The organism is Telluria sp. ZT3P26, assembly GCF_059686035.1.
On the sequence record NZ_JCASII010000008.1, the window covers coordinates 1 to 19,830 of the forward strand.

20 protein-coding genes are annotated in these 19,830 nt (G+C 61.5%); 2 read left to right on the plus strand and 18 right to left on the minus strand.

The features are described 5' to 3' along the window. Positions 1-286: 286 nt before the first annotated feature. The 3 genes from AC56LN_RS21420 to AC56LN_RS21430 all read right to left on the minus strand — a co-directional run bounded on the left by AC56LN_RS21420 (position 287) and on the right by AC56LN_RS21430 (position 2,887). Positions 287-1,315, minus strand: coding sequence for a methionine synthase (locus tag AC56LN_RS21420; protein ID WP_499574615.1), 1,029 nt, complete (start codon positions 1,313-1,315; stop codon positions 287-289). Between the two features lie 26 nt (positions 1,316-1,341). Next, positions 1,342-2,328 carry a DUF1852 domain-containing protein gene (locus tag AC56LN_RS21425; RefSeq protein ID WP_499574616.1) on the minus strand — a complete coding sequence of 329 codons (987 nt, stop codon included), beginning with the start codon at positions 2,326-2,328 and terminating at the stop codon, positions 1,342-1,344. 307 nt (positions 2,329-2,635) lie between these two features. Beyond that, a complete protein-coding gene (locus AC56LN_RS21430; protein WP_499574617.1) occupies positions 2,636-2,887 on the minus strand; it encodes a glutaredoxin in 252 nt (83 codons plus the stop codon). Positions 2,888-3,095: 208 nt separating this feature from the next. Here AC56LN_RS21430 and AC56LN_RS21435 point away from each other — a divergent pair, with 208 nt between their 5' ends. Further along, on the plus strand, positions 3,096-4,169 hold the full coding sequence (locus tag AC56LN_RS21435; RefSeq protein ID WP_499574618.1) for a flavodoxin family protein: 1,074 nt from the start codon (positions 3,096-3,098) through the stop codon (positions 4,167-4,169). Between the two features lie 47 nt (positions 4,170-4,216). Here AC56LN_RS21435 and AC56LN_RS21440 read toward each other — a convergent pair whose 3' ends face one another. From AC56LN_RS21440 to rpsP, 9 genes are all read right to left on the minus strand, one after another. Further along, entirely contained in the window at positions 4,217-5,008 is a 792-nt protein-coding gene (locus AC56LN_RS21440; protein ID WP_482897843.1) for an SDR family oxidoreductase, read from the minus strand. Between the two features lie 102 nt (positions 5,009-5,110). After that, positions 5,111-7,912 carry a M16 family metallopeptidase gene (locus AC56LN_RS21445; RefSeq protein WP_499574619.1) on the minus strand — a complete coding sequence of 934 codons (2,802 nt, stop codon included), beginning with the start codon at positions 7,910-7,912 and terminating at the stop codon, positions 5,111-5,113. A gap of 227 nt (positions 7,913-8,139) precedes the next feature. Beyond that, complete coding sequence (locus tag AC56LN_RS21450; protein WP_482897841.1) at positions 8,140-8,490, minus strand: DUF3579 domain-containing protein; 351 nt, start codon at positions 8,488-8,490, stop codon at positions 8,140-8,142. Between the two features lie 83 nt (positions 8,491-8,573). Continuing rightward, complete coding sequence (locus AC56LN_RS21455; protein ID WP_499574620.1) at positions 8,574-9,533, minus strand: CobD/CbiB family protein; 960 nt, start codon at positions 9,531-9,533, stop codon at positions 8,574-8,576. Positions 9,534-9,624: 91 nt separating this feature from the next. Then, positions 9,625-10,290 carry a CoA pyrophosphatase gene (locus AC56LN_RS21460; protein WP_499574621.1) on the minus strand — a complete coding sequence of 222 codons (666 nt, stop codon included), beginning with the start codon at positions 10,288-10,290 and terminating at the stop codon, positions 9,625-9,627. A gap of 91 nt (positions 10,291-10,381) precedes the next feature. Further along, entirely contained in the window at positions 10,382-10,774 is a 393-nt protein-coding gene (gene rplS / locus AC56LN_RS21465; protein ID WP_183553473.1) for a 50S ribosomal protein L19, read from the minus strand. 136 nt (positions 10,775-10,910) lie between these two features. Then, positions 10,911-11,672, minus strand: coding sequence for a tRNA (guanosine(37)-N1)-methyltransferase TrmD (gene trmD / locus AC56LN_RS21470; protein WP_499574622.1), 762 nt, complete (start codon positions 11,670-11,672; stop codon positions 10,911-10,913). A 26-nt stretch (positions 11,673-11,698) separates the two neighbouring features. Beyond that, positions 11,699-12,265 (minus strand): ribosome maturation factor RimM, encoded by a 567-nt coding sequence (gene rimM, locus AC56LN_RS21475; RefSeq protein WP_499574623.1) that lies wholly within the window; start codon positions 12,263-12,265, stop codon positions 11,699-11,701. Between the two features lie 25 nt (positions 12,266-12,290). Beyond that, complete coding sequence (gene rpsP, locus AC56LN_RS21480; protein WP_183549939.1) at positions 12,291-12,539, minus strand: 30S ribosomal protein S16; 249 nt, start codon at positions 12,537-12,539, stop codon at positions 12,291-12,293. 248 nt (positions 12,540-12,787) lie between these two features. Between rpsP and AC56LN_RS21485 the strand changes: the two genes are divergently transcribed. Further along, positions 12,788-13,201: an NINE protein gene (locus AC56LN_RS21485; RefSeq protein ID WP_499574624.1), complete on the plus strand. Its 414-nt coding sequence runs from the start codon at positions 12,788-12,790 to the stop codon at positions 13,199-13,201. 150 nt (positions 13,202-13,351) lie between these two features. On the opposite strand, the gene AC56LN_RS21490 is transcribed toward AC56LN_RS21485, so the two are convergent. The 6 genes from AC56LN_RS21490 to AC56LN_RS21515 form a co-directional block, all read right to left on the minus strand. Next, a complete protein-coding gene (locus tag AC56LN_RS21490) occupies positions 13,352-15,142 on the minus strand; it encodes an acyl-CoA dehydrogenase (protein WP_499574625.1) in 1,791 nt (596 codons plus the stop codon). Between the two features lie 110 nt (positions 15,143-15,252). Beyond that, a complete protein-coding gene (locus AC56LN_RS21495; RefSeq protein WP_499574626.1) occupies positions 15,253-16,182 on the minus strand; it encodes an electron transfer flavoprotein subunit alpha/FixB family protein in 930 nt (309 codons plus the stop codon). Positions 16,183-16,216: 34 nt separating this feature from the next. Then, entirely contained in the window at positions 16,217-16,966 is a 750-nt protein-coding gene (locus AC56LN_RS21500) for an electron transfer flavoprotein subunit beta/FixA family protein (RefSeq protein WP_183549925.1), read from the minus strand. A gap of 216 nt (positions 16,967-17,182) precedes the next feature. After that, positions 17,183-17,410, minus strand: a complete 228-nt coding sequence (locus tag AC56LN_RS21505; RefSeq protein ID WP_499574699.1) for a sulfurtransferase TusA family protein — start codon at positions 17,408-17,410, stop codon at positions 17,183-17,185. 313 nt (positions 17,411-17,723) lie between these two features. Continuing rightward, positions 17,724-18,722, minus strand: a complete 999-nt coding sequence (locus AC56LN_RS21510; protein WP_499574627.1) for a DUF4892 domain-containing protein — start codon at positions 18,720-18,722, stop codon at positions 17,724-17,726. 82 nt (positions 18,723-18,804) lie between these two features. After that, the gene (locus tag AC56LN_RS21515) at positions 18,805-19,773 is read right to left on the minus strand and encodes an IS1595 family transposase (RefSeq protein ID WP_499574628.1); all 969 of its coding nucleotides are present in this window, start codon (positions 19,771-19,773) and stop codon (positions 18,805-18,807) included. Positions 19,774-19,830: the final 57 nt, after the last annotated feature.

Sequence of the window (19,830 nt, forward strand, 5' to 3'; positions counted from 1 at the left end):
ACCCACGTGCTCAATGGCACTCAGTCTGAACAGCGTCACCCCGACCGGCCACATCACCACGATTATCTACTGGTGAGCTGGCATGTTCAATATACGAGGTCTGACATTTGGACACGGGCTCTTCCCTACCCCTTCAAAAGCCGGGGTCAGGTCTGACATTTGGACACGGGCTCTTCCGTGCCCATTCACCAGAACTTTGGAGAATAGACTTTTTGTTGAGCTCGTGTCTGAATGTCAGACCTGACCCCGCTGGGAGGTGTGCTATCAACGCTGGCGTGTCACCTGATCAAGCTGACAGTTCGCGCCGAATGATTTCTGCGCCAGCATTCAGCGAAGCCAGCTTGGCTCGCGCGATGTTGCGCGGCAGTGGCGCCATCCCGCAGTTGGTGCAAGGGCATAGCTTGTCGGCATCGACGAACTGAAGCGCTTTGCGCAGCGTGTTGGCAACTTCCTCAGGGGCTTCGATGATATTGCTTGCCACGTCAATCGCACCGACCATCACTTTCTTGCCGCGAATGAGTTCCAGCAGATCCATCGGCACATGCGAGTTGTGGCATTCCAGCGAGACGATGTCGATATTCGATTTTTGCAGCTGAGGGAAGATGGATTCGTATTGGCGCCATTGCGACCCCAATGTCTTTTTCCAGTCAGTATTGGCTTTGATGCCGTAGCCGTAGCAGATGTGGACCGCCGTTTCGCATTTGAGGCCTTCGATGGCCCGCTCCAGCGTGGCGATGCCCCAGTCGTTGACTTCATCGAAAAACACATTGAACGCGGGCTCGTCGAACTGGATGATGTCGACGCCCGCTGCTTCCAGTTCGCGCGCTTCCTGGTTCAGGATCTTTGCGAATTCCCAGGCCAGCTTTTCCCGGCTTTTGTAATGACTGTCGTAAAGCGTGTCGATCATGGTCATCGGGCCAGGAAGTGCCCATTTGATCGGCTGACTGGTTTGCTGACGCAGGAACCTGGCATCGTCGACAAACACGGGTTTAGGACGACTCACGGCCCCGACCACGGTCGGTACACTGGCGTCATAACGGTTGCGGATCCGGACAGTCTCGCGCTTCTCGAAATCGACGCCGTTCAGGTGTTCAATGAACGTCGTGACAAAATGCTGGCGCGTCTGTTCGCCATCACTGACGATATCAATGCCTGCCTGTTGCTGGTCGTCGAGGGACAGACGCAATGCATCCTGCTTTCCTTCCGTGAGTTCCTCGTCCTGCAATTTCCAGGGCGACCAGAGCGTCTCTGGTTGTGCGAGCCAGGCGGGTTTCGGCAGACTGCCGGCGGTTGAAGTGGGCAATAATTTTTTCATATCAGGTAGCTTTACGTGTTGGATGATCAGAGGGTGTAACTCGCGGCCCATCGGTCAAGGATCGGCTGGTATGGCTTGATGAAGTGTTCTTCAGCGAATTTCCCCTGCTTGACGGCGAGCTGGCTACGCTCTTCCCGGTCGTACACGATCTGCGTCAGTGAGTAATCCTGATGTTTCAATTTTGGCTGATAGCATCTGGCCGCCGCAGAATTGGCGTTGTAGATTTCAGGCCGGTAGATCTTCTGGAAAGCCTCCATGGTGCTGACAGTGCCGATCAGCTCGAGACTGGTGTAGTCGGACAGCAGATCGCCGACGAAATAGAACGCGAGTGGCGCAACGCTGTTGGGTGGCATGAAATAGCGCACCCGCAGTCCCATCTTGCTGAAGTATTGATCGGTCAGCGAAGGTTCATCCTGAAGGTATTCGACGCCCAATACAGGGTGTAGATTTTCTGCGCGGTGGTATGTCTTGTTGGTTGAAACACTCAGGCAGATCACAGGTGGCTTCCCGAAGTTTTCCTTGTATGCGGTCGAGCCAAGGAAGCACTGGAACAGCTTTCCGTGCAGGTCGCCAAAGTTATCCGGGACGCCAAATTCCTGTCGATCCTTGTTGTGATCCGACAGCAGCACGCTGAAATCATAATCCCGCACATACGAGGAAAAGTTATTTCCCGCGATGCCGTCAATGCGGTCGTTGGTCACGCGATCGACGATATTGGTTTTTAATATTTCGATGAGTGGGAAGGTATCGCCATTGTCTTTGCCACCCAAGGCCATCTCGACGGACACGATATCGAGTTCGAGGGAGTAACGATCTCCTTTGGGATTGTCCAAATGGGCCAGGGCGTTGAAACGCGCGTCCATCATCGTCAAGGCCTTGCGCAGATTGTCCTGGCGATTCTTTCCTCTGGCCAGGTTGGCGAAATTGGTCGTGATACGCGTGCCATCCGCCGGCCGGTAATGCTCGTCGAAACGGATGGTCTTGATCGCAAACGTGAAATCTTCATTCTTCATAGCCAGGCGCTCCGGGATTGAGAGCACATGTGTGCCCAACCCAATGGATTATGCCTACACCATGGAATGAATAAAAATGATGTTATCTCATAAAACGATGAAATACGCTCATGTCATCCAGGACCAAAGCCAGGGTCAGGTCTGACATTTGGACACGCACTCATCTTTGGCCGGCTCGCTACGGCTTGCCTGACCAGGCTTTTGCTGAGCTCGTGTCCGATTGTCAGACCTGACCCCCGCTTGTTTGCTGAGTACGTGTCCGATTGTCAGACCTGACCCCCGCTTGTGCCTCACCCCGCTCGCGCTCTTACTTCTCTCCCAACATCGCGACCAGCTCGTCGTACCCACCGACACGTTTCCCGTCGATATAGGTCTGTGGCGTCGTCTGGACACCTTCATCCTGCATATAGGCATCGACTTCGCTTCGCGTGGTCAGTTGATGGTCTTCAACCTGGTAACCCGCCCGCTTCAATAATTCCAGCGACTCGACGCCGAATGGGCAGATATGTTCCGGGGTGACCATGCGATGCAGCACTGCTTGTTTCGATTCTGTTGACATGCTATTCCTTTGCTCTTTCTGGGTTATCGGCGATGACGCCATGGTCCATGACATCGTGGTTCCAGCGTAAACAGCCATCCAGCGCCGCGCCGTGCGTGAACGCACCCACAATGTCCCTGCCCGTCGCGCCGATTCACCATTCTGTGTGCGCGTGCGAACACAGCCTTTAAGCAGTCCTCGCGATAATCACCCCATTCACATGGGAGAAATGATGACAACGGTACGCAAGGGCCAGGCGCCCGCCAAGCTGGGGCGCAACGAATTCCACCTGCAATTTCGCCGCACCTTCCAGGACCCCGGCTATGACGCGCTCGAAAACGAGCTGGCCGCCATCGAGGCCGTCGCCTGGGACGCTTACCAAGACGGCCGCAAGGCGCCGCGCACGGTGAAAGCCGGCCCTGGCTTTGCCGACCCCGACTACGACCTGTCGATCGACTGGAAAGCCGCGCGCGACCGCCTGCTCGAGGCCGAAAAGATCCAGAAGAATCCCGACACCAAAAGCCGCATCCTGGTCATCAACGCCTCGGCGCGCAACGACGGCACCTGCCCCGGCGAAATCTCGAAAAGCTGGCGCATGTCCGAGATGGCGCGCGAGATCATCGAAGCCGACGGCATCGAGGCCGACATCCTCGACCTCAGCCTGATCAACTCCGACTACGACCGCCACATCCACCCGTGCAAGGGCTGCGTCTCGACCGCCATGCCGCTGTGCCACTGGCCATGCAGCTGCTACCCGAACCACGCCGAGCGCCAGGTCAATGACTGGATGAACGAGATCTACGAACGCTGGGTGCTGGCGCATGGCGTCATCATCATCACACCCGTCTACTGGTACCAGACGCCGGGCGTGCTCAAGCAGATGATCGACCGCCTGGTCTGCGCTGACGGCGGCAATCCCGACCCGTCCTCGACGCAGGGCAAGAAGGCCGAGATCGCCAAACAGATCGAACGCGACGGCTGGGATTATCCGAAGCACCTGGCCGGACGGGCGTTCGGCCTCGTGGTGCATGGCGACGTGGCCGGCATCGAGGGCGTGCGCCGCTCGCTGTCGGACTGGCTGGAATGGATGGGGTTGATCAGTTCCGGCAGCTTCGGGCAGCTCAACCGGTTTATCGGCTACTACGAATCGTACGCCGACAGCCACGATACGTTCGACGCCGACCATGCGGTACAGGAAGAGGCGCGCAACGTCGCGCGCGCCGTGGCGACTGCCGTGCGCGAAGTACGCGCCGGGCGCGTCGCCGTGGCCAGCCAGGATCTGAGGCAGCCGCGGCCCAAGTAAGCCCGGCGCCGGCAGCGTGCACCGCGCGCTGCCCGCTGATGGTGAACCTAGACCGCCGTATAACCGCCGTCAATGACCATCTCGTGGCCATTGACGTACGAGGCCATGTCCGAACACAGCCACAGCGCCGCCTGTGCGATTTCGCCTGCTTCGGCAAAGCGGCCCATCGGGTGAGCAGCCTTGAGCTTTTTCTCGATGCCCGGGTCGCGCTCGATCGCGCGCGCCAGCATCGGCGTCTTCACCGCTGCCGGGCACAGCACGTTGACGCGCACGCCGTCACGCGCATACTCGGCGGCGGCACTCTTGGTCAGGCCCACCACTGCATGCTTGCTGGCACTGTAAATCGCATGGTTCGGGCTGCCGACCAGGCCGGCAACACCGGCCATGTTGACGATCGAGCCACCGCCCTGCTTGAGCATCTGGCGCAGCTGGTACTTCATGCACAGCCAGACACCCTTGACGTTGACATTCATGATGCGGTCAAACCGTTCGTCGTCGGCATCGGCCAGCGGGTGATGCTCTTCGTCCACCGCCGCATTGTTGACCGCGATGTCCAGGCGCCCGTAGTAATTGATGGTCTTTTCCACCAGGGCCTCCACCTCGGGCGCGCGCGTGACATTGCTCTGCACGAACAGCGCCTTGCCGCCGTTTTCCACGATCATCCCTGCCGTCGCGTGGCCGCCCTCGATCGAGATATCGGCCACGACCACGCAGGCGCCTGCGCGGCCGAAGGCCAGGGCAATGGCGCGACCGATGCCACTGGCAGCGCCAGTGACCAGGACGACCTTGCCGGTGAACGACATGCCGCTCGCCGGCGGCAATTTGGTGATGCCCTTCATGATGCTCCCTGGGTGATACTTTGATTCTGGAAGGAAACATTTTAACGCATGCTCCCCCCGGCGTCACACTTCCAGGGCATTTATGACGGGCAACTGTTGCAGTTAGGGCATAGCGACTATCGGTTTGACCGGCTCCCCGACTTTGGATTGGTCACCAGCCATCACGACGGACAGTTTTGCCGGATCGATCGCCTTGCGGAATGCCGCATTCAGCTGGGCCAACGTGACCGCATTCAGCTTCTGCTCCAGTTCCAGCGACCACAGGAACGTTTTGCCGCGATACAGGTACGACGTCCAGCCGGTGGCCAGCGCGGCGTCGTTCGTGCGCGTCTGCAGGCGTTGCTGCATCAGCCCCGAGCGGGCGCCGGCCAGCTCTTCTGCCGTGAAGCCCTCCCTGACCGCGCGCGCCAGTTCGGCGCGCACTGCCGCATCCAGTTTCGCCAGGTTCTGCGGCGCCGCGATGGCGCCGATCGAAAACACGCCGAAGCGGTCGAGCGTGCCCGCCATCAGGTTCGAGCCGCCCCCGTACGACAGGCCGTCCTTCTGGCGGATCCGGTCCATCAGGCGCGACTTCAGACCGCCTTCGCCGAAGATGTAGTTGGCCAGCATCAGCGCCGGGTAGTCCGGATCGTCGACGTTCAGGTCGACGTTCAGGCGCGCCGTGTACGACCCGTTTTCCTTGTCCGGCGTATCGAGCGTGCGCGCGAGCGGCGCCACGTCAACGTGGCCGGTCAGCACCGGTGCGAACGGCTGCGGGGCGCGCCAGGCGCCGAACAGCGTGTTCACCAGTGGCGTGATCTGCGCCGCATCGAAGTCACCGACGATCGCCATCTCGGCCGGCTGGGCGCCGTGGAAGTCAGCGTGGAACGCCTTCAGGTCGGCCAGGCGCGCTGCCTTGACCTCGGCCACGTCTTCTTCGAGCGAATTCGCATGGCGCACGTCACCCTTCGGATACCGGTTGAAATGCAGCGCCATGGCGCGCGCGGCGGCGCTGTCGGGTTCGTTGCGGCTCGCTTCCAGCCCCACCAGGATCTGCTGGCGCAGCTGCTCGAATTCCGATGCCGGGAACGCCGGTTCACGCAGCACGTGCGCCACCAGTTTCAGTGCTTCGGGCAAGTGTTCACGCGTGGTCTGGAAATGCGTCGGGCCGCCCGTCATCTTGAGCTTGTCGAAGGCGTCGGCCAGTTCGGCGCGCGTGTAGCGCGTCGTGCCGCGCATCAGCATCGCCGACGTCAGCCCCTGGATCGTGCCCTTGCCGAACAGGCTTTGTTCGGTGCCGAAGTGCTGGCGCAGGTCCACCGTGACAGTCTCGCCGCGGTTCTTTTTCGGCAGCAGCGCCAGCTTCACGCCCCCTGCCGTGGTGACCGTCGTGCGCTGCATGATGTTCTGCTGGCTCGGCTCGAAGTTTTCCGCCACCAGGTTCGATACGGCCGGCTTGAAATCCTTCAGCACGTCGGCCACAGCCGGCGCGGCCGGCAGCGCGGCACGTTTCGACGATTCTTCAGGGATGAAGGTGCCGGTCACACGGTTGGTGCGCAGGTAGTAGCGGCCGGCGCTGGCAGCGACCTCCTCGGCGGTCATCTTCTGCACGCGCTCGCGGCTGACGAAAAACATGCGCCAGTCGCCCAGGGACGCCGGCTCGGACAGCGCCACGCCCACCGCCTGCGGATCGTTCAGGCTGCGCTCGATCGTGTTGAGCCACGAGCGGCGCACGCGCTCGAGTTCCTCGGTCGTAGGCGGCTTGCCGGCGAATTCCTCGACGGCCTGGATCAACGCCTCGCGTACCGGCTCGATCGGTTCGCCCAGCTTGACCACAGCGCCAAAGTATTGCAGGCCGGGCGCGTAGCCGGTCTGGCCGAAGCTGAACACCTGGCTGGCCTTGCCCGTTTCGACGAGCAGCTTGTGCAGGCGGCCGTTGGGCGCGTCGCCCATAATCTGCGACGCGAAGCCCAGCGCTTCGGCCTGCGGGTGCAGGTCCGACGGAATCTTGTAGCCGACCGCGACGAACTGCATGTCGCCCTGACGCCGCACGGTGAAGCTGCGCTCGCCATCCTGGGTCGGTTCCTCGGTCCAGAACACGGGCAAGGTGCGCTTCGGTTTCGGAATCGCCCCGAACAGGCGCTGGATGCTGGCCAGCGTGGCAGCCGGCTCGAACTGCCCGGCCACCAGCAGCACGGCGTTGTCCGGCTGGTAGTAGGTGCGGTAGAAGTCCTGCAGGTTCTTGATGCGCACGTTCTCGATATCGCTGCGGTTGCCGATCGTCGAGCGGCCGTAGCTGTGCCAGTCATAGGCGATGCTCTGCATGCGCTTGAACAGCACGTTGCCCGGCTGGTTTTCGCCGCTTTCGAACTCGTTGCGCACGACCGTCATTTCGGACGCCAGGTCCTTGACGGAGACGAACGAATTGACCATCCGGTCCGCCTCCATCTGCAGCGCCCAGTCCAGATTGCCTTTCGACGCCTGGAACACTTCATAGTAATTGGTGCGGTCGAGCGACGTGGTGCCGTTGAACTGCATGCCCCGCTCCGAGAACTGCTTCGTGATGTCGCGGTTCTTGGTCGAGCCCTTGAACAGCAGGTGCTCGAGCAGGTGGGCCATGCCGGTCTCGCCATAGTTTTCGTGGCGCGAGCCGACCATATAGGTCATGTTGACCGTCACGGTCGGGCGCGAGGCGTCCGGAAAGAGCAGCACCTTGAGACCATTGGCCAGCCGGTATTCGGTAATGCCTTCGACCGACGGGCCGAGGGTCATGCCCTTGGGCAGCGCGGCAGTGGCAGTGCTGGCAGTGCCGGCAGCGGGTGCTTTGACGGCCGTCTGGGCGCCGGCAGGCGCAATGGTGATCAGCGCCAGGCACAGCGCAGCGACGTGCGCAGACACGCCGCGCAGTTTATTCTTTGAATCCATGATGTCCCATCATTGGGGCAGGACGCCAACCGTCCCGCCTGATACCGGAATGGTAGCAGACGGACAAGCCCGTCAGGCCCCTCGGGTTGACTGGTTGACAGGCGGGATCGGACACGTGCTAACGCGCTCGTGCAGGCAGCATGCAGGGCAATTCACGGGCGCCCCAACGCAACACTGGCGCCTGGAGAGACTCGAGGCGCCAGTGGCGTGGTGGTGCAGGTGCAGGTTCAGGCCCGGGGTTTCTGTTCGCCGGGCAGCGGCACGAAGCAGGCTTCGACGATCTGCATGTCGTTGTCGGTCGCAAAGCTGCGCACGAAGTGGTAGGCCAGCGGCTCGATCTGTTGCAGCTTGCGGTTGACCACGACGGCCTTGATGCCATTGACGAGCGTCGGGTAGACGTAAGGCGAATACTTGAGGTGGGCATTGGGCCCGCCGGTGCCGGGGCAATATGCCGCCAGCACGCCGCACAGCCGCTCTGCCCAATCGCTCGGGCGGAATTGCTTGCCGTTGTTGGTCATGCCCAGGACAAAAAATTCTCCGGAGAGTTCCTCGTCCTTTGTCTGCGCTAGATCGGTCATAGTCCTGAGGGGCTAAGTGAAGCCACTATTATATCTTATAGAAGACCTGAGGACGAGAACCAGGGCGCCGCCCCGCTCCCGCCCTAGCGCAGCCAGGCCACACTGGAGGTCAGCAACAGCAGAATCATCCACAGAATCACGGCGCGCCACACGAGGCCCACCGTACTCTGCAGCGCGCGGATCGTCGGTTCTTCGCCCGGCAGGATGTCGGCGTCGCTGTCGCTCATGTCCACCATGGCGGCGTCTGCCGGCAGCAGTTGTGGCGCATTTTCATTCGGTGTGCCAAGGCGCACCCCCATCGCGCCGCCACCGGCCGACAGGATGATCCCGCGCGCTTCATCGACCCAGCGGTTGGCGAAATTGCGCCATGCGTACACAGCGTCTTCGAAGTTGCCCACCACGGCAAATGCCACCGCCGTCAGGCGCACGGGCATCCAGTCGATCCAGTAAAACGCCCTGGCCGCAAACTGACCGAACGCTTCGTTGCGCATGTGGTCCGGCTCATTCCACGCACGCGACAGGTATTCCGAGACGCGGTACATCACCGCGCCAGCCGGGCCCAGCGGCATCAGGAACCAGAAGAACACGCCAAACACATTGCGGTGCGTCGTGATCAGCGCTTTCTCGACGGCGATGCGGGTGATCTCGGTGCTGTCCATGCCCACGGTGTCGAGCCGCGTCCATTCAGCCAGCAGCGCGCGCGCACGCGCTTCGTCGCCGGTATTGAGGGCGAACTGGATTGACGTAAAGTAATGGCTGTAGTGGCGAAATCCCATCGTCAGGTAGACGATCAGGACGTTCCAGATGAAGGCCAGGAACACCAGGTTGTAGTACATGAACACCCAGTGGATGATCCAGGTGGGGAGCATCAGCGCTCCCATCATCAGGAACCACCCCATGCGGCCATTGGTCTGCTCGCCGGCGTTGAACCAGGTTTCGATGCGAATGGCCAGCGCCTTGATGGCGCCGTACACCTGGTTGTCCGCGCGCAGCGGTTTCAGTTGCTCGATGAGCAGCGCGCACAGGATGGAAAAGAATGTCATTCAGGAACCCTTTTTTGTTATGGCAACACGACTGCCCCGATACGATAGCGGAGAAGCACGCCAGAATCAAATTTAGGGCACCGACACCCTGTCACGCCCGCAGGAAATGGAACAGGTTGCGCAGCATGGCGGCTGTCGCACCCCAGACAAAATAGCGCTCGTACGGCATCGTGTAGAAGGCGCGGCTGCCGCCCTGCGGCAGCGCAATTTCACGCCGCTGGTGGTGCTGGCCGTCCATCAGCCAGGCCAGCGGCACCTCGAAAGCCTCGGCAACCTCGCCCGGGTCCACCTGCAATGTGAACGGTGGCTCGACCAGGGCCACGACCGGCGTGACGCGGTAGGCGCTGATCGTGGCGTAATCGGGCAGCACGCCGATGATCTCGATGCGGTGGCGCGACAGGCCGATTTCTTCTTCGGTTTCGCGCAGCGCGGTTTCGATGGGCGACGAATCGTAGTCTTCCGAGCGGCCACCGGGAAAGCTGACCTGGCCGGCGTGGCTGGTCAGGTGGTCGGTACGGCGCGTGAGCAGGACCGTCACGCCCTCGGGGCGTTCGACCAGCGGGATCAGCACGGCGGCGCGGCGAAACGGCGCGGCCAGGCGATCGTCAGTCTCGGTCGAGATTTCCGGTTCCCACGCCAGGGTTTGCGCGAAGCGCTGGCGCAGCGCTGTCGGATGCAGGCGCGCCGGTGCCACTGCGGCCTCGCCGGCCAGACTAATCACGGGCAACTGGGTGGGGTCGAACACGAGCTTGGCCAAAATAACGTTCTTTCAATAACGCTGCGGATAGTAAAAAAGGCATCCTTGCGGATGCCTTTTTATTAGCAAAGGTGCTTGCGCACGATGGCTATTACTCAGCTGCAGCTGCTGGCGCTGCTTTGACGCGACGCTGTGGCAGTTTTTCTTTGATACGCGCCGATTTGCCCGAACGCTCACGCAGGTAGTACAGCTTCGCACGACGCACATCGCCACGACGCTTGACTTCGATCGAAGCGATCAGCGGCGAGTAGAGTTGGAACGTACGCTCGACGCCTTCGCCGGACGAGATCTTGCGAACGATGAAGTTCGAGTTCAGGCCACGGTTACGACGCGAAATCACGACGCCTTCGTATGCCTGGGCGCGCTTGCGGGTGCCTTCGACGACGTTGACGCTGACGATAACGGTATCGCCAGGTGCGAAATCAGGGATCTTGCGGCCGAGGCGCGCAATTTCTTCTTGCTCGAGTTGTTGAATCAGATTCATTTTTATGACTCCATTAACCATCTTGCCGGCGCTACCTTCGCCCAGTAGAGGATGGGGTTGAACAACGGGCAACGTGCCCGCTTTTTGCATGCGGCTTGCGCCACATGTTCTTTGTGCGTCTTGCAACGCAACATTCTTACCCGGCAGGCTTGACCAACCCTGCCAGAAACTGTTCGTCCTTCTTGGTCAGCTGGCCGGCGGCGCGCGCCGCGTCCAGCAGATCCGGCCGCTTCGAGGCGGTGGCTTCCAGCATGCGCTGGCGGCGCCACTTGACGATCTCGGCATGGTTACCCCCCATCAGGACGGGTGGTACCGGTGTGTCTTCGTACACGTCAGGCCGCGTATAGTGCGGCGAGTCGAGCAGGCCGTTGACGAAACTGTCTTCGACGGCCGAAGCATCGTCGCCCAGTACGCCGGGAATCAGGCGTACCACGGCGTCCATCAGGGCCATCGCCGGCAATTCGCCGCCCGACAGCACAAAGTCGCCGAGAGAAATTTCCTCATCGACGCAGCGGTCGAGCAGGCGCTGGTCCACGGCTTCGTACCGACCGCACAGGATGACGAGACCAGGCTCGTCCTTCAGTGCCATCGCGCGGGCGTGGGTCAGTGGCTTGCCTTGCGGCGACATGAACACCACGCGGGGGCTGGGCAGACCGAGGTCTTGCTGACGCGCCTTCGCGGCATTGATGGTCGCTTCGAGCGGCCGTGCCATCATCACCATGCCGGGACCACCGCCATACGGGCGGTCATCGACGGTGCGGTGACGGTCTTGCGTGAAATCGCGTGGATTCCAGAGATGCAAGCCCCAGCGTTGCTGCTCGAACGCACGGCGGGTCACCCCGGACTGCGTCAATGCGGCAAACATTTCCGGGAACAAGCTCACGACGTCAAATTGCATCGGATCTCAAGCCCACGTGGACGGGTTCAAAAATCGAGACCCCAGTCCAGGGTAATCAGTTTTTGGTCGAGGCTGACAGTCTTGACGAATTGGTCGACGAACGGCACGAGGCGCTCGGGGGCCTTCTCGTCTGACGACGGATCAGGTACCGGCACGATGCGCAAAATCGATTGCGCGCCATTGCTCATCATGTCGGCCACCTTACCCAGGGCTTCACCCTGCAGGTTGACCACGTCAAGCCCGATCAGATCGGACCAGTAATACTCATCTTCTTCGAGCGCGGGAAACGCGCTGCGTGCGATCTGTACCGTGGCGCCCTTGAGCGCTTCGGCAGCATCGCGGCCCTGCAGGCCGACCAGCGTGGCGACGACATCGCCGCCATGCAGTTTTGCACTGCGCACCGTAACGGCGTGCAGAGTCGGCTTGCTGACCCACCAGGTTTTCACGTTCAGCAGCGCATCGGCGTCAGCGGAGTGCGGCGTGACACGAATGCCACCGACGATGCCATAAGCACCGGACACATACCCCACTTCGGCCAGATCGGCGGGAACCGGGGTTCCCGTACCTGCGTTGCTCGCTGCTGAATCGTTCAAACCTGCGTACCTTGCTTAATGAAAATTAAGCAGCTGGCTTTTGCTGGGCGACCAGGCGAGCGACGGTTGGCGACAGTTGTGCGCCAACGCCTTGCCAGTGCGACAGACGGTCAGCAGCGATACGCAGGCTGACTTCAGCGCCCGATGCCATTGGGTTGTAGAAACCGATACGCTCGATGAAACGGCCATCGCGACGATTGCGCGAATCAGTTGCAACGATGTTGAAGAACGGACGCTTTTTTGCGCCACCACGAGCCAAACGAATAACGACCATAATATTTCCGAAAAAGTTGTTCTGGACGGAGAAAGTCGACGATTATAGCGCGCGACACCGAACAGCAGCAAGCGTTAATGATACAGGGCGCGCAGTCCCAGGAGAATCAACCATTATCACCGATTTCGCGCCATACCGCTACCAGCCATCTGCCCGATTGGCCTGGAATACGCTGTCAGTCGCCGAAAGCGTGCCATTCTCGCCAATCTGGACGATACTTTGGCTTTCCTGAACGATTGACAACATCCATGGCTGCTGCGCACAAGAACAAGACTGTCGCTACCCTGCTCGCCCTGCTGCTGGGTGGCTTTGGCATTCACCGCTTTTATCTGAAGCCTGGTGCGGACCGCATCGGCCTGCTGCACCTGTGCTGCCTTCCGGTCATGGGGATCCTGTACGGCGCGGTCAAGCCGCATCCGTTCTACATGGTGCTGCCGCTGCTGGTGTCGTACATCGCCGGATTTGTCGAGGCGCTGGTGATCGGGCTGACGCCGGACGAGAAGTGGGATGCCCGCTACAACCAGCACAGCGGGCGCCAGTCGCGCTCGAACTGGGTGCTGGTGTTGCTGCTGGTGGTGACGATGCTGGTGGCCACGACCGTGCTGATCGGGACGATCGCACGGTTGTCGGACGTGATGTACACGGGTGGCGCGTACGGGTGAAAGAGCGCGGATGCGTGGTGTGCGACGGTTGGTTGAACGCGTGGACGGCAGAGCCGTCCACCCTACCGTATGCCCACAGTAGGGTGGACGGGTTTCCCGTCCACGCGTTCAACGGCCCTTGCGACACCACGGCGTGACCGGCATGCCTGCTCAGAACTGCTCGATCTCCAGCGCCAGCACGCCCGCCGCGCCATCGACGATCGACGTGCGCAGCCCCGGCGCCTGCGACAGGATGTGGTCGGCAAAGAAGCGCGCCGTGCCGATCTTGGCGCGGTAGAAGGCGGCGTCGCCCTCGCCTGCATCCAGGCGCTTCTGCGCCGCCAGCGCTGCGCGCGCCATCTGCCAGCCGCCCAGCACGATGCCAGCCAGCTTCAGGTACGTGACGCTGCCAGCGAACACCGCCTTCACGTCCGTCTTGATATTGGCCACGACATACCCGACCACTTCCTCCAGCGCCGCGCTGCCCTCTTGCAGGCGCTGTGCAATCGCCGCGAAATCGGCGTTCTGCGTGTCGCCCAGCTGACGCTCGACATCCCGGATCTGCGCGATCAGCGCCTTGGCCACGGCGCCACCATCGCGCACCGTCTTGCGACCCACCAGGTCATTGGCCTGGATCGCCGTCGTGCCTTCGTAGATGGTCAGGATCTTGGCATCGCGGTAGTGCTGCGCCGCGCCTGTTTCTTCGATGAAGCCCATGCCGCCATGGACCTGCACGCCATCGCGCGCCACCTGCTCGCTCATCTCGGTCGACCAGCCCTTGATGACGGGAACGAGGTATTCATAGAGGGCCAGGTTGGCCGTGCGCGTGGCTTCGTCCGGATGGTGATGGGCCAGGTCGGACAGCGCCGCACCGACATACGCCAGCGCGCGCGCGGCTTCTGTCTGCGAACGCATCGACATCAGCATGCGGCGCACGTCCGGGTGATGGATGATGGACACCGGACCACTCGAGCCAGCGACATCGCGCGACTGGATGCGGTCCTTGGCAAACGCCACGGCACCCTGGTACGCATGCTCGGCCAGGCCGACGCCCTGGATGCCCACGCCGAAGCGCGCCGCATTCATCATGATGAACATGTATTCCAGGCCACGGTTTTCTTCGCCAACGAGCGTGCCGATGGCCCCGCCGTTGTCGCCGAACTGCAGCACGGCCGTCGGGCTGGCCTTGATGCCCAGCTTGTGCTCGATCGAGACGCAGGCGACATCGTTGCGCGCGCCCAGTGACCCGTCGTCGTTGATCAGGAACTTGGGCACGATGAACAGCGAGATCCCCTTCACGCCCGGCGGCGCGTCCGGCGTGCGCGCCAGCACCAGATGCACGATGTTCTCGGTCATGTCGTGATCGCCATACGTGATGTAGATCTTGGTGCCGAAGACTTTATAGGTGCCGTCGCCCTGCGGCTCGGCGCGGGTGCGCACTGCAGCCAGGTCGGAGCCGGCCTGCGGCTCGGTCAGGTTCATGGTACCGGTCCAGCGGCCCGATACCAGCGGCTCGAGGAAGCGCGCTTTCTGCGCGTCCGAGCCCGCCGTGAGCAAAGCCTCGATGGCGCCGTCGGACAACAGCGCCACCAGCGCGAACGACAGGTTGGCGCCGTGCAGCATCTCCATGCATGGCGTGGCCACGAGCTTGGGCAAGCCCTGCCCGCCGAAGTCCTGCGGATGCTGCACGCCCTGCCAGCCCGCCTCGGCGTAGGCCTTGAACGCCTCGCGGAAGCCCTTGGTCGTGGTGACGGTGCCGTCTTTCCAGTAGCTCGGGTCCTTGTCGCCGACGCGATTCAGCGGCGCGATCACGTCGCGGCAGAATTTGGCGTTTTCTTCCAGCACCGCTTCCACGGTATCGGGCGTTGCGTCTTCACAGCCGGGCAGCGCATTGATCTCGGCCAGGTTGGCCAGTTCGTTCAGCACGAACTGCATGTCTTTCAGCGGGGCGTTGTAGCTCACCATTGTCTCCTGAATAAATTCTTATGCGAAAAAAACGCCGTTCCTGCAGCAGCGGGAACGGCGTCATTGGCGGCTGTCGGCGTAGCGTACAACGACGCCACGCCAGGTGATCAGCCCAGTTCCTTGACCAGTTCCGGCACGGCTTCGAACAGGTCGGCCACCAGGCCGTAGTCGGCGACCGAGAAGATCGGCGCTTCCGGGTCCTTGTTGATGGCGACGATGACCTTCGAGTCCTTCATGCCGGCCAGGTGCTGGATCGCGCCCGAGATACCGACGGCGATGTACAGCGTTGGCGCGACGATCTTGCCCGTCTGGCCAACTTGCCAGTCGTTCGGCACGAAACCGGCGTCGACGGCGGCGCGCGACGCGCCCATCGCTGCGCCCAGCTTGTCGGCCAGCGGCTCGAGGATCTTGAAGTTGTCGGCCGAACCGATGCCGCGGCCACCCGAGACGATTACCTTGGCGGCGGTCAGTTCCGGACGGTCCGACTTGGCCAGCTCGCGGCCCACGAAGCTCGACGTGCCCGCGTCTGCAACGGCAGCGATGGCTTCGATGGCGGCCGAGCCACCAGCGGCGGCGGAATCGAACGCCGTGCCGCGCACGGTGATGACTTTCACGCTGTCGCCCGACTGCACGGTGGCAATCGCGTTACCGGCGTAGATCGGACGCTCGAACGTGTCGGGCGAATCGACCTTGGTGATCTCGGAGATCTGCGCGACGTCGAGCTTGGCGGCCACGCGCGGCAGGATGTTCTTGCCGTAGGCGGTGGCTGGCGCAAGGATGTGCGAGTAGCTGCCGGCAATCGCCAGGATCTGCTCGGCCACGTTCTCGGCCAGGCCGTCGGCGAAGTGCGGCGCGTCGGCGACCAGCACTTTCGAGACGCCCGCGATCTGCGCAGCAGCTTCGGCAGCGGCGCCGCAACCCGAACCGGCGACCAGGATGTGCACCTCGCCGCCGCACTGCGTGGCTGCGGTGACGGTGTGGTGGGTAGCGCCCTTCAGGGAGCCGTTGTCGTGTTCAGCAATGACTAATGCGACCATGTTGATTCCTATCTTGTAAATGACGACAAACGGCTCAGATGACTTTGGCTTCAGTGCGCAGTTTCTGCACCAGCGTGCCCACGTCCGGGACCTTCACGCCCGCCGAGCGCTTGGCAGGCTCGACGACTTTCAGGGTCTTCAGGCGCGGCGCCACGTCCACGCCCAGGTCTTCCGGCTTGATCGTCTCGAGCGGCTTTTTCTTGGCCTTCATGATGTTCGGCAGCGTCACATAACGCGGCTCGTTCAGGCGCAGGTCGGTGGTGATGACCGCAGGCAGCTTGAGCGCCACGGTTTCCAGGCCGCCGTCGACTTCGCGCGTCACGGTGACCTTGCCGTCCTCGAGCACCACTTTCGACGCGAACGTCGCTTGTGGCCAGCCCAGCAGTGCGGCGAGCATCTGGCCGGTCTGGTTCGAATCGTCGTCGATTGCCTGCTTGCCCAGGATGATCAGCTGTGGCTGCTCTTTATCAGCCAGTGCCTTCATGATCTTGGCCACGCCCAGCGGCTCGGTGTCGCCGGCGGTCTCGACCAGGATGGCGCGGTCGGCGCCAATGGCCAGGCCAGTGCGCAGGGTTTCCTGGCACTGTGGCACGCCGATCGACACTGCCACCACTTCGGTAACCTTGCCGCCTTCTTTCAGGCGGGTGGCCTCTTCCAGCGCGATTTCGTCGAACGGGTTCATCGACATCTTGACGTTGGCGATATCCACACCACTGTTGTCGGACTTGACGCGAACCTTGACGTTGTAGTCGACCACGCGTTTGACGGGTACCAGGACTTTCATAGGGTGCCTTTTAAAATGAGATGGAGACAGACTAAAGTGGCTCAGATTATATGAGAAATCGGGGCATCGGGCCAAATTAAAGCACGAGCGTGCGATTTTTTAGTAGAGGAAAACACCTAAAGTAGTCGGTCTGCCAAGGATTCGGGAAAACAGACGGGGACACACCCCGTCACGACAATGCGCGGCGTGGCGACATGCGCGCCACGACAGCGTGAATTACTTGCGGCGCATCAGGAAGGTGAACTCGCCGTGTTCGAAGGTGTGGGCCAGCAGCGCGTTGCCGGTCTGCTTGGCGAAGGCCTGGAAGTCACGTACGGAGCCGGTGTCGGTGGCCACGATACGCAGCACCTGACCACTCTCCATGTCGGCGAGCGCCTTCTTCGCTTTGAGGATGGGCAGTGGGCAATTGAGCCCCCGCGCATCCAGATCTTTCTGGAATTCCATAATATCGGTGTCGGTGTCGAAAATGATGTCGCTCATCGCATTCCTGATCAGTAAGGATGGTGCCGGAACTTGAATACTACTCCAATTCGACGAGTATGACGCACCGCACCAAAATAGTCATACATTGTTGCGAGCCTGCAACCCAAGGTTAAAAGCTTGACGAACTGCTACCGAGTCTGTACTGGCTGCTCACGGAAAAGCACTATCACGGTGCATCATTCCACCAATATGTGGGCCAAAACGGCGCACAGAATAACCGTTCCGGCAAGCTCGCGCAATACGATTGCGCGAGCGTGGCGCGCGCCGTCAGCCCTTATTGCTCGACCAGTTCGACCCGCCGATTCTGCTGGCGCCCCGCCTCGGCGCGGTTCGACGCCAGTGGCGCAAAGGCGGCGATCCCTTTCGGACTGAGGCGCGCGACATCGATCTTGTAGGTGCCGGCCAATGCCCCGACCACCGACTCGGCGCGCCGCTGCGACAGTGCCAGGTTCTGGGCCACGGCGCCTTGGTTGTCAGTGTGGCCGACCACGAACACCTTGAGCTTTGGCGACTGCTTGAGCATGGCAGCCATCTCGGCCAGTGTCTTGGCGGACTCGGGCTTGATGTCGGCCTTGCCAGTGTCAAAGTAGACGCCGTAGATCGCCACCTTGCCATCCGTGGCGATGCCTCTGGCCATGTCGGCCGCGTTCAGATTGGCGGCCACCTTGCCCCCTTCCATCGGCTTGCCTTCGACGATGTCGAGGTAGATGCCGCCGTTCTTGTCCTGCACCGGATCGACGACATACACGGCGACGTTCACGGCCGTTCCATCGGACCGTGTGCCGGACGCCAGCAGGTAACGGTTGGCGTTGCGGCCGTAGTTGAACGGCTCGGCAAAAGCCGCCTCGTCCTGGATGAAGTTATTGCTGACACGCTCGATGAACACGTCGCCGAAGTCTTCGCCGCATGTTTCTTTAACGCAGGCGAAGACGCTCTTCATGCCGGCCTTTGCCAGCGCCGCCTGGTAGTTGCGCATGACTTCGAGCGCTGAACGGTCTTTCGGATAGTTGTAGGCGATGCGGGTGTGCTTGCCCTCCAGGCGTAACGTCTTGTCAAAGCCCCATTTACCGGCGACGAACGTGCGCTTACCCGCCAGCAGCGTGGCTTCGTCGAATTGCTTCACGTCGTAGCCAACGAGCCTGGCGCCCGGGAAGCGCGTCAGCAGCGGATGATCCTTGCCGCCCTTGACCGTATCGTGCGCCGGCATCTCGGCGTAAGCGGAAGAAATGACTGTTACCAGCAAACCCAGACCCAGCATCCGACGTGTCAGCATGATCGCCTTTATAAAGGTTGACGTATTTACATGATTCTATTTGTGGAATAAAAGCAAAGCAATAAAAAAGGCGCAGTCGGAGTTATCTGTTGATGACGCTGATAGCAATACTAAGCAATTGTTCTGGCGAAAAAATCCGCTCGCCATCCAGCGCCCAGCGCCAGCCCAGATAATTGGGCAGGTAGCGCGACGCTACGCCACGAAAGCCCTGTAGCCAAGCCTTGAAGCGTTGATGGTAGGCGTTCACGTTCTGCACATGGATGGCAAGGTTGCCCAGCCGGCTCACACGCACCCCTGCGCGCTGATTGACGGTCTCATGCGCGATCCTGTGCTTGCGTGCAAAGGCGCGGTACGCAGCATGGCTATCACTGACCAGCAACGCCTGCGGATCGAGCCTGGGTAGCAGGTCGCGCTCGAGTTGCGCCGCCGTGATCGCACCGCGGCCAGTGACGGCATCGACCGTGCGCCCCTCGCGATCGCGTGCGACCAGGATGCAGTCCAATTCGCTGGAAATGCCTCGTTTGGCAGCATGGCCGCCGCGGTGGCGTGGTGGCCGATCGAGCGTGCGTGAACCTTTTTGTGATTCAAGCAGAAATGTTTCGTCAGCTTCGACGATGCCATTGAGAGCTGCCGGCCGGTCGAACTTGACCCAATGCAGGAAACGGTGCCGCCAGCGAAAGGCCGTGTTGCGGTGTACCCTGACCCGATCTGCTGCCTTGCGTACGGGGAGTGAATCGAGCAGCACCTGCGAATAGGCGAGCCATTTGCATTTGAGCCTCAGCCGCGCCAGTGGCGTACCGGTGAGGTCGTTAAAGGTGCGGCCGCAGGCACAGCAGCGGTAGCGCTGCAAATCGTTGGCGAACCCGTGCCGGTAGCAGCGCTCATTGCCGCATCTGGGGCAGCAGCGGCCTGGCGCTCTGACCTCGCTGATAAGCGCGACTACCTGATCGAGCCCAACGGCCGGATGCAGGGCATCGAGCACTTGCCGGCGCTGTGGCTGGTTCAGTGAAGGCAGTTTTGCGAACCAGCCCTTGAAACGTGGCGCTTTCATGATTGACTCCTGACGCTGGGGACAGGAGTTGGACCAGTGGAGTGCTCGTCAGTTCAA